12 protein-coding genes are annotated in these 16,089 nt (G+C 61.4%); 2 read left to right on the top strand and 10 right to left on the bottom strand.

The annotated features are described in order from the left end of the window. Window positions 1-3 precede the first annotated feature (3 nt). Both ACKVY0_RS18000 and ACKVY0_RS17995 read right to left on the bottom strand, forming a co-directional pair. Complete coding sequence (locus ACKVY0_RS18000) at window positions 4-1,626, bottom strand: DUF4080 domain-containing protein (protein WP_409216214.1); 1,623 nt, start codon at window positions 1,624-1,626, stop codon at window positions 4-6. A gap of 33 nt (window positions 1,627-1,659) precedes the next feature. Further along, the gene (locus ACKVY0_RS17995; RefSeq protein WP_409216213.1) at window positions 1,660-3,129 is read right to left on the bottom strand and encodes a sulfatase; all 1,470 of its coding nucleotides are present in this window, start codon (window positions 3,127-3,129) and stop codon (window positions 1,660-1,662) included. 73 nt (window positions 3,130-3,202) lie between these two features. Between ACKVY0_RS17995 and ACKVY0_RS17990 the strand changes: the two genes are divergently transcribed. Continuing rightward, window positions 3,203-3,991 (top strand): DUF1080 domain-containing protein, encoded by a 789-nt coding sequence (locus tag ACKVY0_RS17990; protein WP_409216212.1) that lies wholly within the window; start codon window positions 3,203-3,205, stop codon window positions 3,989-3,991. A 17-nt stretch (window positions 3,992-4,008) separates the two neighbouring features. Here the strand turns inward: ACKVY0_RS17990 and ACKVY0_RS17985 are convergent, their stop codons facing one another. From ACKVY0_RS17985 to ACKVY0_RS17975, 3 genes are read right to left on the bottom strand one after another with little or no spacing between them, the layout of a single operon-like run. Further along, entirely contained in the window at window positions 4,009-6,456 is a 2,448-nt protein-coding gene (locus ACKVY0_RS17985) for a CehA/McbA family metallohydrolase (protein WP_409216211.1), read from the bottom strand. A 34-nt stretch (window positions 6,457-6,490) separates the two neighbouring features. Then, window positions 6,491-7,732, bottom strand: coding sequence for an alpha/beta hydrolase family protein (locus tag ACKVY0_RS17980; RefSeq protein ID WP_409216210.1), 1,242 nt, complete (start codon window positions 7,730-7,732; stop codon window positions 6,491-6,493). A 57-nt stretch (window positions 7,733-7,789) separates the two neighbouring features. Further along, window positions 7,790-8,380, bottom strand: a complete 591-nt coding sequence (locus ACKVY0_RS17975) for a hypothetical protein (RefSeq protein WP_409216209.1) — start codon at window positions 8,378-8,380, stop codon at window positions 7,790-7,792. Window positions 8,381-8,539: 159 nt separating this feature from the next. Here ACKVY0_RS17975 and ACKVY0_RS17970 point away from each other — a divergent pair, with 159 nt between their 5' ends. Next, entirely contained in the window at window positions 8,540-9,736 is a 1,197-nt protein-coding gene (locus tag ACKVY0_RS17970) for an NnrS family protein (protein ID WP_409216208.1), read from the top strand. 116 nt (window positions 9,737-9,852) lie between these two features. On the opposite strand, the gene ACKVY0_RS17965 is transcribed toward ACKVY0_RS17970, so the two are convergent. From ACKVY0_RS17965 to ACKVY0_RS17945, 5 genes are read right to left on the bottom strand one after another with little or no spacing between them, the layout of a single operon-like run. Beyond that, window positions 9,853-11,298 (bottom strand): sulfatase, encoded by a 1,446-nt coding sequence (locus ACKVY0_RS17965; RefSeq protein WP_409216207.1) that lies wholly within the window; start codon window positions 11,296-11,298, stop codon window positions 9,853-9,855. 14 nt (window positions 11,299-11,312) lie between these two features. Then, complete coding sequence (locus ACKVY0_RS17960; protein ID WP_409216206.1) at window positions 11,313-12,209, bottom strand: ThuA domain-containing protein; 897 nt, start codon at window positions 12,207-12,209, stop codon at window positions 11,313-11,315. A 13-nt stretch (window positions 12,210-12,222) separates the two neighbouring features. Continuing rightward, window positions 12,223-13,176: a right-handed parallel beta-helix repeat-containing protein gene (locus tag ACKVY0_RS17955; RefSeq protein ID WP_409216205.1), complete on the bottom strand. Its 954-nt coding sequence runs from the start codon at window positions 13,174-13,176 to the stop codon at window positions 12,223-12,225. A gap of 10 nt (window positions 13,177-13,186) precedes the next feature. Continuing rightward, complete coding sequence (locus ACKVY0_RS17950) at window positions 13,187-14,065, bottom strand: GH25 family lysozyme (protein WP_409216204.1); 879 nt, start codon at window positions 14,063-14,065, stop codon at window positions 13,187-13,189. Between the two features lie 7 nt (window positions 14,066-14,072). Then, window positions 14,073-16,052: a sulfatase gene (locus ACKVY0_RS17945; RefSeq protein ID WP_409216203.1), complete on the bottom strand. Its 1,980-nt coding sequence runs from the start codon at window positions 16,050-16,052 to the stop codon at window positions 14,073-14,075. Between the last annotated feature and the right edge of the window lie 37 nt (window positions 16,053-16,089).

Below are 16,089 nucleotides of genomic sequence, written 5' to 3'. Positions count from 1 at the left end.
GCGTCAGGCTATCGGCTTTAACAGCGTGTGCCGTTCCTGCCTGCGGGCCGTGCGAATGGCAGCGGGCTTCAAAAGCACGGGGGCGGTGATCATGCCGCGTAGATTCAGTGCCTCGCGGCTCGGAGTGCGGTGCCAGTCGGCTTCGAGTGTGGCGGCGGCGAGTTCGCGATCCAAACCACTTTCGTTGATGAGAAAATCGAACAGGCTCTGCGCGATGACGTGCAAGGCGATCTGATGCGTGCGGCGCAACGTGGCGTGGAGCCAGTCGCTGAAGCGCAGGAATTGGGCGAAGGGCGAGGCACCATCGCGCCACAGCAGTTTCAGCGTGCCGGTGAAGTTGCCGCTGTTGGCGACGATGTCCCAGTAGCGCGCAAAGCGGCGCATGCGCTGCATGTCGGCGAAGGGGATGTCACGCGTGGAAAGGATCTCGTAGGGCGGATGTGGCGCGTAGATCATGCGATACTCATCGTCGTGCCTCACGATGGGCGTGCCGCGCAGGCGCTTGAGGATGCCAACCTGGATTTCCTGCGGCCCGAGACGCACGAGGCGGTCAAAGCCGCGCCCGAAGCTCTCCATGCCTTCGTCGGGCAGACCGACGATGAGGTCGGCGTGGATGTGCACGCCCGTTTCTTCGCGGAGGAAGCGGAAGTTATCTTCGAGACGGTCAAGATTCTGCCTGCGGCTGATGTTTTTCGAAGTGGCGTCATCAAAGGTCTGGATGCCGACTTCAAACTGCACCGCGCCCGCTGGGAACTGTCGAATTAGGCCGCGTAGCTGCTCAGGCAGTCGATCCGGCACCATTTCGAAGTGCAAAAAGAGGCCATCACGCCAGCGATCGAGAAAGAACTGCAAAATCGCCGAACTCGTCGGCAAATGCAGATTGAAGGTGCGATCCACAAACTTGAACTGCTTCACCCCACGATCCAACAGCCGCTGCATGGAGGCGAGGAACGCATCCGTGGCAAAGGCCCGCACGGGGATGTCGAGCGACGACAAACAGAACTCGCAGGTGAACGGGCAGCCACGTGAAGCCTCGACATAGATGACACGGTTTTTGAGGTCTTCGTCCGTATAGAGGTCGTAGGGCGAGACGAGATTGTTCAGCGCTGGTAACTCGGCGGCGATGATCTTGGGGACGTTCGTTTTTGCCGCAGAGGGGCCAAGAGGCAGAGGTGGCAGAGTTTCTGAGTTTGGTTCTAAATCTCTGTGTTCTCCGCTCCTCCGCCCCTCTGCGGTGAATCCGAGCAACTCAGCGCATACGCTGGCGAACTTCACATCCGCCTCACCCGTGATCACATGATCCGCCAGCGCGACGATTTCCTGCCCCTCCGTCTCATACGACACCTCCGGGCCGCCGAGAATGAGGATCAGCTCCGGGCGGATGCGTTTGAGCAGGGCGGCGACCTCGGTGGTTTGCGCGACGTTCCAAATATAGACGCCGAAGCCGACGATACGCGGCTGGTGAGCAAGGATGGCCTCCACGATCTCCAGCGGCTGCTGATTGATGACAAACTCCGCCATGTGAGCGCGGTCCCGTAGCTCCCCGAGGTTCGCCATGAGGTAGCGGAGCCCGAAGGAGGCGTGGATGTATTTGGCGTTGAGCGTGGCGAGGACGATGTCCGGCATGGGCGGACACAGTGGCTGAATCTCAGGGCAGGGCTACTTCTTCTTCCCCTTGCCTTTACCCTTCTTACCGCCGCCTTCGCCGGTGTTGCCTTCCATCAAATCGGGCAGAGGGAGGTAGTCCCAGTCGAGGATCATCTTTTCGGCGAGGGCGGCGCGGAGTTCGCGCTCGGTGGCGGCGAGTTCGGGTTTGCCGCTGAGGTTGTTCAGCTCGGCGGGATCGGCTTCCAGGTCGTAGAGTTCATAAACCGGGCGCGGAGTGGTGAAGTAGGTGGCGCTCATGCCGGATGGGAGTTTTCCGGCGGCATTGGCCTCCTGCATCTGCTTCCAGGCGATTCCTCCGGCGGAATCGACGGGCGAATACGGAATCCAGGGCGTGCAGTTGTAGATGAACTTGAAGCGGTCGCTGCGCACGGCACGACCAAGATCGTAACCGGCATTCGTCATGTCTGCCTGCACCGGCGCGGAGCCGTGCGGTCCGCGCTCGACGAAGAGGTGCTTCCTCGGTGTATGTGCTTCGCCTTTTAGCAGCGGCAGAAAACTCACGCCGCTCATCTTGGAGCCCGCTTCGAGTCCTGCGGCAGCGAGCAGCGTCGGCGCAAGATCCTCAGCGCTGATGAGCGCACGCGAATCGCCGCCGGGCTTCACCACGCCGGGCCAGCGCACGAGGAAGGGCACGTTTGAGCCGGGATCGTAGAGGGAGCCTTTGCCGTGTGGCATGGCCATGCCGTTGTCACCGCAGAAGACGATGAGCGTGTTGTCAATGAGGCCGCGTTTTTTGAGCACATCGAGCACTCCCGCGACGGTGCGGTCCACGCGGTTCACTTCGCCGCAGTAGTCGGCGAGCTGCTCGCGCACGCCGGGCAGATCCGGCCAATGTGCAGGCACTTTCAGCGACGCGGGATCCGGGCGGAACTCGGCGGGAGCATTCCACACGTGATGCGGATCGCTGAAGTTCGCCCACATGAAGAAAGGCTTGTCCGCCGGCTTCTTGTCGAGAAACGCGGCGACTTGTCCGGCCACTTCGTTGTCGCTGCATTGGTTGAGCGAGTCCACGCGGTCGATGAAGGTCTTCAATTGGTGCTCCTGGAAGACCTTTGCCGCCCCCTGGCCAATTTTCGTCGCGCCATCGAGATGGAAGCTACGGCCGCACACGCCGGTGAAGTAACCGCCTTTGTCGCGGAGCAGTTCCGGCAGCGTGATCTCATCACGCGGCAGCGGCGCAGAGAATCGCGTCATGCGTGCGGCTACGGGCGAGCGACCGGTCATGAGCGTGGCCCGTGAAGGCACGCACTGCGGCGCACCGGTGAAGAAGCGGTGGAACTTCATGCCCTCGGCGGCGAGCTGGTCGAGCGTGGGTGTTTTGACGTTCGGACTGCCGTAGGTGCTGAGGAACGGGTAGCTGTGGTCGTCGCTGAGCAGGAAGAGGATGTTCGGATGCAGCTCCGCCGCGAAGGACGAAACCAGCATGGTGACTGACGCAAGGAGGATGAGCAGAGACTTCATGGAGCGCCTACAACGCAGAGACTTGCGTCATCTTCCGATTGGAAACGGCGACGGACAGTTCATGATGAGCCGCATGTACCAAACACCTCGCTTTCTTGTCTTCACACTGGTTTGCCTGCTTGCCGCATCCGTTTCAGCCGATGAACCGAAATGGATTTCGCTGTTCAATGGCAAGGATCTGACCGGCTGGACGATCAAGATCGCGAAACGGCCGCTAGGCGAGAACTTCGCGAACACCTTCCGGGTCGAGGACGGCATCCTGAAGGTCAGTTACGACGGCTACACAAAGTTTGATGAGCAGTTCGGGCACCTGTTCACCAACCTCGCCTACTCGCAATACATCCTGCGCCTGGAGTATCGCTTTACGGGCAAGATGATGGCTGATGCACCGCATTATGTGAATCTCAACAGCGGCGTGATGCTGCACGCGCAGCCGCCGCAGAGCATGAGATACGATCAAGGCTTCCCGGCGAGCTTGGAGATGCAGTTCCTCGCCGATGAAGGCAAAGGTGAGCGCTCCACGGCCAATCTCTGCACGCCCGGCACCCATGTCGAGATGGGCGGGCAACTCGTGACCAAACACATCGTCAAATCCAGCGCGCCGACCTTTCCCGCCGATGAATGGGTGCGCGCGGAGGTCGAGGTGCGCGGCAATGACGAGATCATCCACCGCATCAATGGCGTCGAGGTGCTGCGCTACCAGCATCCGCAGCTTGATCCCACAAATAACAATGCTCCTGCAACGGATCAGATCGAAGCAGGTGGGAATTTGATGCTCAGCTATGGACACATTGCCCTTCAGGCCGAGGGGCAGCCGGTTTGGTTCCGGAAGATCGAGCTGATGTCGCTGGAAAAGCAGTGACTGAGCGATGCGGATGGTCAGCTCCCCGCCGGAGCCTCTGCTGCGATGCGCCGGTAGATTTCTTTTGCCGCTTCGAAGGTGAGTTTCGCTTCATCGCGCTCGGCGGGGGCGATGTTTCTCTCCCGCACACGCCAGAGTTGGTCGATGCAGGCAATGCACCAGAGCGCGCTCTGGCGTGAGGCGCGGATGGGTTTGTCTGCCACGATCACGTTGACGGGATTGGTGTGCAGTTGCGGAAAATGCCGCAGCGCCACCCAACTGCTGCGTGTGATCTCGACGGTGAAGGCCACATCGTGCAATTGATCGTCCGCAGGTACTTCGCGCGTGGCGGCGACGATGCCGTTGACGATCAGCTCGACCTTGCGCTTGCCGCTGGCGAAGGGATTCACACCGGTGGTGTCGTGGTAATGCACCGTGTCGCCGACGAGACGCTGGCCGCCGACGGGCACCGCGCCGCCGTACGCGATCTCAAGAGGCGTCTCGGAACTGAACGCGGCCTTCGTGCGCATCGTCACACGACCTGGCTGCGCGAGCTGCACTTCATCGCCCGCAGGTTTGCCCTCAACGGTGAAGCCGGGCGCGTGGGCGTAGCCGTCGCTCACATAGCTGCGACCGAGCGCGAGTCCTGCGCACCATTTGGCGAAATCGAGTTTCTCCACATGACCGAGCTGCACATAAGTGCGCCCTTGGCCGACGCGGGTGCCGCTCATGCATGGGTAGTCTGTCTCACCGGCGCACTTCAGCGGGAAGCCGCAGTTCATCATGTGATACCACGCGTTCCATTCGAGCAGACGCGCGGTGTCCATCGCGCTGATGAAATCGCACACGCCATGGGCGGTGGTGACAAAGATTTCGTGACCGCCTGCGTCGGGAATCGCGACGTTTGGCAGCAGATCGATGACGCGTTCGTGGCTGTTGGTCAGTTCCGGCTCGTTCAGCCCTCCGTCGCGATCCGCGTCGATCTTCTCAAATGGCTCCGGCAGCACTGTGCTCGCCGTTTCATCGGGCGTGAGCCGCGCGTCTTTGTTCGCATCTTGCAGCTCAATCATTCGCTTCGCTGCCACCGATGCGACTACCTGCATCCCGCTGCCGGAGTGCGGGTAGCCGGTGAAGCCGCCCTGCGCCTTCGTCCAACGCAGCGCTGGCGTGGTCCACGTCGGCCAGCCTTTGACACCGTCCGCGCCTGGATACACGAGGTCGCGCAGGTTCAGCAGGCACACATGCCCGAGTGCGGCGGAGCCGAAACCGCTGACCTCCATGTCGTAGCGCAGCAGCGTGTGCGGCTCGCTCAGCGGATGGGCGGAGCCGCCGAAAAACGGACGCTGATGCTCAAAACCATAGCCCCAGGTGAGCACGCAACCGACGTTCAGCCCCTCGCCCTTCACCTGCGCAAACATGTGCTCCGGCTGCATCCCGATGGACGGCGAGGTGTAGTGCGCGCAGCCTGCCGCGTGAATGTGATGATCGCCGCTGTAATAGCCGAAGTCGGCTGCGTTGAACCAACGTTCCAGCTTCACGGCGAGCGGAGTTTCCTTCGCCACCGGGATCGTCACCTGACGCCGCACGGTGCGATATTCCGGGCCGCGTGACGCCTCCATCGTGAACTCGCCTGGCGGCAGCAGCACTGTGTCGCCGTTCGCGCGGTAGATGTGTTTCTGGAAAAAGAAATCCGGCGCAAGGCGGCGTGCCTGCGGCGGAAAGACGTGTCCGCGCGAGTCGGAGAACGTTAGCCGCGCTGTCGTGGGCTGGCCGTCGAAATCCTTCACATCGAGCTTCACCGCCACGGCAGCTTTCACATCGAGCAGCACCGGCACCTCCGCGCGAAAGCCCAGGTCTTGCGTGCCCTGGCCGATGTCGAATGCCAGCACCGCCTCGCGTTTGCCTGCCTCGCTGCTGAAGATGAGCGCGATGACATACTCGACTTCGAGGCCGCTGAGCGTCGCCGTCATCGGCGGCGCATCGAACATGCCGATTTCGAGAAAGCGATCCGCACCGCTCGTGTTCTCGTTCTCTCGCAGATGCGTCTGCCGCTCGCGCTCCATCGTGCCCTTTGCCACGCCCGCATACGGCGGCCCGGCCTGCGTGCTGGTGATGCGCAGCCGCGCCGTGCTCACCGCATGGTTGATCACCTTGATGAGCACCGGCGTGTAGCCCGCCTGCTGCATCAGCGCCTTCGCCGGTCCACGCGCCGCCTTCACGCGCGATTCAGGATTGATGCTCACGACGCAAAGCACCTGCGCATCGAGCGTCGCCTGCACGCCCGCCGCGTCACGCGCTGTGATCGCTGCCTGCAGCTTCGTGCGCAGCTCGCCCGCGAGCGGTGCGCCGAGAAAATCCAGTGCCTGCACGACCCGCTGCACATTCGCCGCGAGCGGCTGTTCTTCCACCTCGATCACCGGCAGCGGCTCGGCAGTGGCTGCGCCCGTTACGATCAGGGTTGCTAGAAGAGCGGACGGCGTGTTCATGCACAGGATACGCCACGAGCGAGCACATCTTGGATCAAGGCTTCATCTCCACCGTCGTGCTCACCATCGCATCGCGTTCGTCAATGACGGAGATGAACCAGGTGTTGGCGTCAGCGGGTGGTTTGGACGCGGTGATGGTGGTGCCGGTGATGGTGGCGGGAACGGTGGTCCACTTGCGCTTCGAGCGGAGGCCGCTGTCGGTGGTGTAGTTGAGTTCCGCCTTCTTCAATGCCGCAGTGGACTCGCAGGTGACGACGACCTGATCGCCTTTGATCTCAGGCTTGCCGGGAACTGGCAGCGCTTTGCCGCCACGGCATTTGGAGTCGATGAAGAGGCCGATTTCCTGCGGTGCCCAGCCGGGCGGATGGCCGTGGGGCATGTTGACCTGGATGCGCATCTGTTTCTCGCCGGGGACGACGTTGTAGGACTTCATGTAGCTGTCGAGGACGTAGTGGACGTCGTTGGTGCCGTTCACAAAGAAGATGGGCACGCGGCAGCGCGGCAGGAGGCTGCCGGGATCGTATTCCTTCACCCACGCGGCTTTGCGGTCGCCGAGCTTGTCGATGCTGGGCTTTTGCACGGACTCGCCTTCATGCAGAAAACCGCAGCCGTAAACCGGCACGGCGGCCTTGAAACGATCATCAAGGGAGGCGACGAGGCAGGTGGTGTAGCCGCCCCAACTGATGCCAGTCACGGCCGTGTGCTCCGCATCGACTTCGGGAAAGCTGCGCAGCAGCGTGTGGGCGCGGATCACACTCGCAGCAGCATGGAAGGGCCAGTCGTCGCTCGTGTCGCCGCCGATGGAGTCGAACTTCTCGGGATGACCATGCGCGGGGCCGCCGTTGGGCAAACGTGTGCGCGTGCCGCGATGGCCGTTGCCGACCACCATGCCGGTTTTGGCGTCAAACTCGACCTCAGGCGGGCGTGAGCCGTTTAAATCCATCGCGATAGCCGCATAGCCGCGTTTGGCCCACAGATGAACCCACTCGGCGAATGCGGTGCCGCCACCGCCGTGGATCAGCACGACACCGGGAAACTTCGCGCCCGCTTTGGCTTCACCAAGCGTGATGGGCGAGGCATAAAACGCGAAGACCTCGGTGTCGTGGCCTTGATACACTTCGCCGGCATACGTCAGCGAATGTACCGGCTGATCCTGCCGCACCCACTGCATCGCGGGCACGTTGTTTTTGAGTGTATTGAGATTCCACGGGCCGACTTGGTCGGCGTGGAGTGCTGCGGTAAGAAGGAGAGTGGCGGAGAAAAAAGAAAACCTCATGGCGGAGCATCAAACGCCGCCATGAGGCCAAATCAGAGCTGAATTTTTGCGCTCCGACTACTTCTTGGGTCGGCCAAGCACGTCATCCTTGGTCGTCAATGCCACGGCGACCACCTGGTCGATCAGTTCCTGGCTGATCTTGAGATCCTTCAGCGTGTTCACGAGGTTTTCGGCGATGGCGTTGAAGTGCTCCTCGGTGAGGCCCAAGCCTGCGTGTGCCTTGCGCATGTCCTTGCCGGTCCATGGCAGCGGGCCACCGAAGGCTGCGCTGAGGAATTCCTTCTGCTTCCGGCGCTGCTTGTCCATGCTCACGTCATCGAAGAAGTGCTTCACGCGATCATCGGCGAGCACTTTCACATAGAAGGCTTCGACAGCAGCATCGATGGCCGCCTTGCCGCCGAGTTTTTGATACAGACTGGCCTCGCGGGCTGCCTGGAACTTCGTCTTGCACGCTTCCTTGGCGAAGGACCAAGTGCGGCCTTCATAAACCAGCGTGATGGCGGGATCGACGGGATTGCCGGTGATGGGGCAGATCGTGTTGGTCTGCGTTTCGGTGGCGATGCTGGCCGGATCGGCGGCCATGGCCGCATTGACGAGCAAGGCGATGATGGCGCTGATGGTGATGAAGGATGAGAGGATGAATTTCATGGTTGGTGTGTGTCTGTGGTTGGGGGTTGGCAAAAACCAACGCGCCGCCGTTTCTGCATCCACGCGCCGATCTTGTGCTTCTATTGCTCTCGCTTGGCCTCACTCTCGTTTTCCCTTCCCCAACCTCGCGCCAGGCCCGACACGCTGCATCCTCTGCACATGAGCTTCCCCACCTGCAAACATCGCAAGCATCAAAGCAAAGGCCCGGAGAGACGCGGCCTGCGCTGGCTGGCGTCTGAGCCGTATCGCGTGTTTTTCTTCAGCGGCGCGGTGTGGAGCATCATCGGCGTGTCGCTATGGCCGCTGTTTTATGCGCAGCAACTCGGCTTCTATCCAAATTTTGTACACGCACGGCTCATGATCGAGGCTTTCGGTGGTGCGTTCGTCATCGGCTTCCTCGGCACCGCTGGTCCGCGCATGGCCTCGGCACCGAAGCTCACGCCGCTGGAGATGATCTGGCTCTTCATGCTGCACCAGGCCTCGGCGATCAGTCATCTGCGGCTGCAACATGCGTGGGGGGATGGTTTTTTCATCGCACTGCTCGTTTCACTGCTGCTATGCCTCGTGATGCGCGTGGTGAAGTTCCGCAAGGAAGCGCCGCCACCGCAGATGTTCCTCGCACTCACCGGACTGGCCTGCGGCATCGCGGGAGCGGCGATGCTGCTCTCACCGGCGACATTGCTGGACCTGCAACGACTTCGTCTCGCCAATCTGCTGCTCTACCAAGGCCTGTTGCTGCCTCCGGTGCTCGGCATCGGCTCATTTGTCTTTCCACGCATGCTCGGTGGTGACTTTGGCGATCCCAAAACGGCTGCGCAGTCCAGAACGAAGCTGCTGCGAGCCATCGTCGCCGCGATGCTGCTCGTGAGCAGCTTCTTCCTCGAAGCCTTTGGCCAGCGCACGCTCGGCTATGCGGTGCGTGTCGTCGTGGCGTCGGTCTATTTACTCCTCGAAGTAAACTGGAAGACCCAGCAAACCGGATCTCTCACCACCGGCCTGTTTTGGGCATTGGGGCTCGGCTTGCTCGGCATTGCACTCCCGCCGTTGTTTTACCCGCAGCATGTTTCCGTGGAGCATTTGCTCTACATCGGCGGATTCGGCCTGTTGATCCTTGTCGTCGCCAGTCGCGTGCTGTTCGGTCACAGCGGCGACCTGGATGGTTTTTTCACGAAGAGCAAATGGGTGCGGTTTTTGGTCTTCCTGGCCATTTTGGCCGCCACCACGCGTGCCACACCCGCCTGGGTCCCTTCGACGACCGTTTCACATCACATCTACGCCGCTTGGACTTGGGGCACGCTCGCCCTGCTCTGGCTTATTTGGCATCGGCAGCGATTTGTGACGCGGGAGGCAGAGTAGCCATCACCGTTCCGCGTGATGAGCACAGTGCATGGCGAACACTCACCACGCTCAAGGTTCATTGAGCGCCGCACCCTCCGTTCATGCGCTCAGCTCGTCACGCGGAGCGATGACGGCTACTTTATGGGCGCGCGCTTGACCTCCTCGATGACGGGCACGTCTTTGTTCATCGCGTCATAGGCCGCTTTGAGGCGTTTCACTGCGTCGGGATGTTCGGCTGCAACATCGTGCTGCTCGTTGGGGTCGTTTTGGAGATCGAAGAGCTGCAGCGGTTTTGGTGCGTCGCCGGTTTGCACACCAGGATGCTCGCTGGGCTGCGCTTGTTCGTAGGGCGCGAGAATCGTGACGCCGTCGGGGCCACGCGGATCGACATAGCGCTCGCCGGGCTTGTAGATGCTCGCCAGGCCGATGCCGGGCGCGAGCACGTGCAGTTTCCAGTGTGAATCTCGAACGCAGGCAAGCTTGGATGATTTGAGGCCGAAGATCGCCTCGTGCGAGCTGTTCGCGTCGCTAGTGAGCAGCGGCAGGATGTCGCGACCGTCGATCACACGATCCTTCGGTGTGGCGATGTTCGCGACCTTCAGCGCCGTGGCAAACAAGTCCATCATCACTGCCGGCTGTGCGCTGACATGACCGGCAGGGATGTGGCCGGGCCAGCGGGCGATCATCGGCACGCGGAAGCCGCCTTCATAGGTGCTGCCCTTCATGCCGCGCAAGCCGCCCGTGCTGCCGCCGAACGTCGCGCCGTTGTCGCTGCTGAACATCACGAGCGTGTTGTCATCGAGGCCGAGTTCTTTGAGTTTCGCGAGCACCTGGCCGACGCTCCAGTCGAGTTCCATCACGGCGTCGCCATAAAGACCGGCACCGCTCTTGTTGTAGAACGCTTCCGAGGCCGCGAGCGGCTTGTGCGGCATCGCTTCGGCGAAATAGAGGAAGAACGGCTGGCCTTTGTTGCGCTCGATGAAACCCAGCGCGCGTTCGGTGTAGCGCCGCGTCAGCGTGGCCTGCACGACGGGGTATTCGATGACCAGCGTGTTCTCCAGCACCTGCACGGGCCGCATGTCGTTTGAATAGGGAATGCCGTAATACTCATCGAAGCCGCGTTCGGTGGGCAGAAAGCCCGCTTTGTGGCCGAGATGCCACTTTCCGACCATGCCGGTGGCATAACCGGCCGATTTCATCACCTGCGCGAGCGTGACCTCCGATTTCGGCAAGGCGAGTGCATCCGCCGCCGGTCCGCCATCGGGCGCGGGATTCTGCGTCATGCCGCAGCGGAAAGGATAACGGCCCGTCATCAGGGAAGCACGCGTCGGCGCGCAAAACGCCGTGGGACAGTTGAACTGCGTCAGCTTCGCGCCTTGCGCTGCCATTTGATCCAGATGGGGCGTTTTGATCTTCGCGCTGCCGTAGCAGGCGAGATCGCCGTAGCCGAGATCGTCGGCGAGGATGATGACGATGTTCGGCTGCGCCGAAAATGACCCACCCGCATCGCTGCGCGAAGCGCTGCGGGCAGGCGAATGTAGAATGCAGAATGACGAAAGGATGAGCAGCAGCGCCTTCATGAGAGCTTGAGAGCTTATTTGGTTTCAGCTTTCTTCGGCTTCGGTGGCGGCGGCACATAGTCCACGGACACCGGCTTGAAGGTGGCGAGATCGGGCAGCGTGGTCTTCACGCCGTCGGCGGGCACTTCGAGCTTCGCCGTCCAGACGATGCTGTTGAGGATGCAGCGGAGGAGGTCTTCGTGGGTCCAGTTCTTGTAGAAGTGCGGCATGACGATGCCGAAACCGCGTCCGCCATCGGCGCGCTCGACGCACCATGCCACCGTTTCACGCTTGGGTGCTTCAGGTGGAAGCATCGACGTCGCGATGGCGGTCACATTCGGCGCGAGCTTGTTTTCGCCCTTGCCGAAGTAATTGTTGATGTAGGGCTCGTCGTGCAGCGTGAATTCCTTCCAGCCGCGCGTGATGGGATGCTGCGCCGCCGCTGGCGTGATGGTGGCCGCATTGAAGATGCGCGCAAAGGATTCGTGATGCGGGCAGGAGCGGTTGGCAAAGTAGCCGCCGAGCCAGCGTAGCAGCGGATGATCGCCGTCCGGCGTGACATCCGCTCCGAGCAAGCCGGTGGCGTAATGCACGCAGACGATGCCGCAGCCGCGTTGCATCATCGCATCGAGATCGGCGAGGTTTTGCTGCGGATTCGGGAAGCGTCCGGCAGGAAACGTGTCGCCGATGAACACGACGGTCGATGCCGCATCGCGCAAGGCCTGGTCCGGCCACGCATCGACCACATCGGCCTTCACGCCGGGCACGTTGGCCATGGTTTCGAGGCAATGTTTCATCACACGCCCGCCTGCGGCGACTTCATGCGATCCCGGCGGATGTTTGCTGGGGCCGACGATGATGAGCACGCGCGCTGGATCAACGGCAAAGGTTTGCGGAACGATGAACAGCAGGAGGAGGGCAAGGTATTTCATGATGAATCAGCACTTAAGACTTGGGGTTCGCAACGAGTGCGTTGAGCGGGGGCGCTTCATGCTCGCCGTTGTTTTCGAAGCCTGGAAGCTCTTTGCCGCCGTGAAACTCGACACGTGAATTTACCCCCGGACCATAAGCCATGCCGCTGATCTTAAGCTGCTCGATCTTGTCCTCCGCCCGCACAGCGACCTGTGTGTTGTAGATCGCACAGTCCTTGATTGCCACATGCGCATTGCCGCGGCCACCGGGACCCCGGGCGCGGATGGCGATCTCGTTGTCATCGAACACACACTGGACGATCTCCGCATCAATGTGCTCCTTCAAATTCAATGCGGCGCGGTTTTGAATCTGCGAAGGCTGGCTCCAGCCATGCATGTAGCAGTGACGGATGACGAGCTTGCAGCGCTCACCAGCGGGCATCGTTTTGGAGTCGAAGGCGTTCTCGCCGGGATTCTGTCCTGCTTTGAAGCCGGGCGCGTCCGCCTCCAGTGGCCCGGCCCAGAGACGACAGTGCTCGATGGTGAGACTGCCGCGTGATTTGCGATCTGGATCAAACTGCACGCAGTCGCCGGAGATGTGCGAGATGTCGCAGTTGCGGATGGTCACATCACCCCAGCGGCCCGTGATGCCGTGCGCGTCGTTCTGCGCTTCAAAGGTGCCGTTCAGGAGGTGATGAATGCGGCAGTTCTCAATCACCACCCGCGTGCCAAACACACCGACGCCATTGCCACCGCCGTTGAAGATCTCGCAGTTCCGCAGCGTGACATCATCTGCGGTGATCTTGACGATGTTGCCGCCCTTGCCCTGCGCATCGACGCGGAAGTTCTCATACACGCCCGGCTTCGTGATCTCCAGCCGGTGGACGAGCTGCGGATTTTCAAGCGTGCCGATTTTTCCAATGGTGCCGGCAAGTGGCGCGGCATCGGCCAGCGAAAGTGTCAGGGAAAGCGCGAGGATGATTTTCATGCAGCGTCCTTCAACGCAGCCGCAGGCCATGACGTTGCCAGAAAGACTGCAAGGAGGCCTGCGAGCCATTGAAGACGTTGCGCTCCGTGGGGCGGTCGAGCTTGCCGAAGTAGAGCGGGAAGCGGTAGCGGCCGTGATTGTACACTTTGGGCCGCGAACGTCCGCGCTCCCAATCGACGCCGCCGTATTGCCACAGCGTCCAGTCCGACCACACATCGTATTGCTTGAGCAGACCGTTCGGATGGCCCGGCGCGGGATAGACCGGCCCCGCGCCGCTGTCGTGCGCATACAGCGCGAGCCAGTAGGGCATGCGGCGCAGTTTGGCCTTCGTGGCGGCATCGGCGCGGCTGAGCGTCTGCTTGAGCTGCGTGCTGTTTTCCAGATACGCGACGGGGACCACGCCCGTGCGTGATTCGACACGATCCATGAAACGCAGAATTGCCGAGAGACTCAAATCGCCATCAAAATCTCCGCACAGCAGCAGCGCTGGTGCATTCGAAGAGCGACCACGAGCCAGAGTCATCGCCCGGTTCACAAACTGATCCGCCTGCGCTACCGCATCCACATGCCGCTGCACACGGTAGTACAATCCCGGCAGCATTCCCGCCCGATCCGCCGAGGCGATGAAGCTCGCGCATTTCTCATCCAGATTCCCGCCTTTGCCCGCACGGGCGATCAAACCGCTCGCTCCATTCGCACGCAACGCAGAGACATCATGCTCCGAGTATCCCTGACCGGCACGCTGACGTTCCTTCGGATCGTAAGCCGAGACATTGATGATCTGTGGCACGCCCCATGATGTTGGCGGCAAACTGCCTAGCGAGCTTCCAGGCTGGCTGGTGCATTGCGTGAGGAGACAGACGAGAGGAAGAAGGAGCAGGCGGTGCATGACCTCATCAAAAGCCAGTCCGTGTCAGTTTGCCGCCGTTTTTTGACGTAAGTTCGATCCAGTCGATCTCCACCGGCTGCTCCTGCATTGGCAAATAAAGGCGCACGATGCCGAGCGGGCCTTTGGCGGGCAGTTCAACGGTGATTTCTTCCCAGCCGCCGCCTTTGAGCGTGAACTCGGCGCGTTGGGCTTTGCCTTCGTTGCCGTTAGCGAGCCAGTCGAAGTGCGAGGCACCGGCTTGTGCTTTGATGCGGAACTTCGCCGTCGTGGGGCCGCTGTGTTTGCCAGCAGCGAAGCCGATGAAGGCGGCATCACCGATGTTGGTGAGGCGCAGGATGCCGTTTTTCACGGCAGCTTGGCATTCGCGGGCCTTCCAGCCTTGTAGGGCAGGCACCGCCTCATCTTTGCTTGCAGTCTTGGCTTTCGGCTTCGGTTTGCCTTCGAGTTCGGGATGATACTTCGCCGGATCAAACGCAGGATTCGGCACGGGCACGACGGCTTTCGTGTCAGTGAGGAAGGTCTCGATCATCGCATCAAATTCAGCGACGATTTCGGGCTTCTGCGCGGCGAGATTGTTCTTTTCGCCGAGATCATCGCGCAGATTGAAGAGCAGATGACGATGAGCGCCTTTCTCGCCGCCGTGGAAGATGCGGATGAGCTTCCAGTCGTCGCGATGTACCGAAACGCTCGGCGGCAGCCAGTCCGGCACGCCGGGATTGTGCGGGAAGTATTGAAACGTGGCCTTTCCGGCGAGCGACTCGCCTTTCAGCGCGGGGAGGATGCTGGAGCCATCGAAAGTAGCCGTCATCGCTCCGCGTGACGAGCTGGACGCTTCGCCTGCGGATGAAGTTTTCGATGAATCGGAGGCATTGTTAGCTGACGAAGCGCTGTGCTCATCTCGCGGAGCGAGATGGCTACTTTGCAAGCCATCCAGCAGCGTCGGATAAAAATCCTCGCTCTGCACCAAAGCATCACTGCGGCTCCCAGGCGTCGCGATGCCGGGCCACACGACCACACAAGGAACCCGCGTGCCGCCTTCAAACATTGTCGCCTTGCCGCCACGCAGCGGGCGGTTGCTGGTAGGTGTGGTGCCATCGATCTCGTTATACATGTTACCGCCGTTGTCAGCGGTGAAGATGATGATCGTGTTGTCCGCTAGCTTCAGACGATCCAGCGCATCGAGCAGCGTGCCGATAGCGTCGTCCATGCTCTCAATCATCGCCGCGTAGGTGGGGCTGCGTTGCGCATCCTTCGGGTCGATGCGGCCGCGATGTTTCTCCATGTTCGCCTTCTTCGCATCAAAGGGCGCATGCACGCTGAACATCCAGTAGTTCAGGTAAAACGGCTTCTCCTTCTGCTGCTCGATCCACGTCACGGCCTCCGCCGCCATGCGGTCCTCGATGTGCTCCCCGGGCGACTTCTCTTTGAAGTTGGCAAACTTCCACGGCGCCACAAAGCTCCCCGCAGGCCCCGGACCAGCGGTGTGCGGCAGATCGACGTCAAATCCCTGCTGCAACGGCGAATACGGCTCCGGCCCGAGGTGCCACTTGCCAAAATGCGCCGTGGCATAGCCCGCGTCCTTCAGCGTCTCCGCGATGGTGCGATACTCCGTCTTCAGCCGCGTCGGTGGATCAGGCTGGATGGCCTTTTGATCCGGTGGAGCCTTCTTGCCCGTCGTCGCCTGCAAAACGACCTGCGGCACATGACAATTCGGCACCGTGATCCCCGTGCGAGCCGGACTCTGCCCCGTGAGCAACGCCGACCGCGTCGGCGAGCACAACGGACTTGCCGAATAAGCCCGCGTGAAGGTCATCCCGCGCTTTGCGAGCCGTTCGACATTCGGCGTCTGGTAATACGTCGTATGGCCATAAAGCGACGTGTCACTCCAGCCGAGATCGTCGGCGAGAATGACGATGACATTCGGCTGCGCCGCGAAAGCGGAGATCGAAGAGCCAAGGGCGAAGAGAAGGAGAAGAGAGCGAAGCATCGCAGCCTGAAACGTCGTCCGCGGGCAGACATTCCGG

Origin of the sequence: Prosthecobacter sp., assembly GCF_046154365.1 — a bacterium.
GTDB lineage: Bacteria > Verrucomicrobiota > Verrucomicrobiia > Verrucomicrobiales > Verrucomicrobiaceae > Prosthecobacter.
Note: the sequence above shows the minus strand (reverse complement) of the source record. Positions and strands in the feature narration are given on the sequence as shown.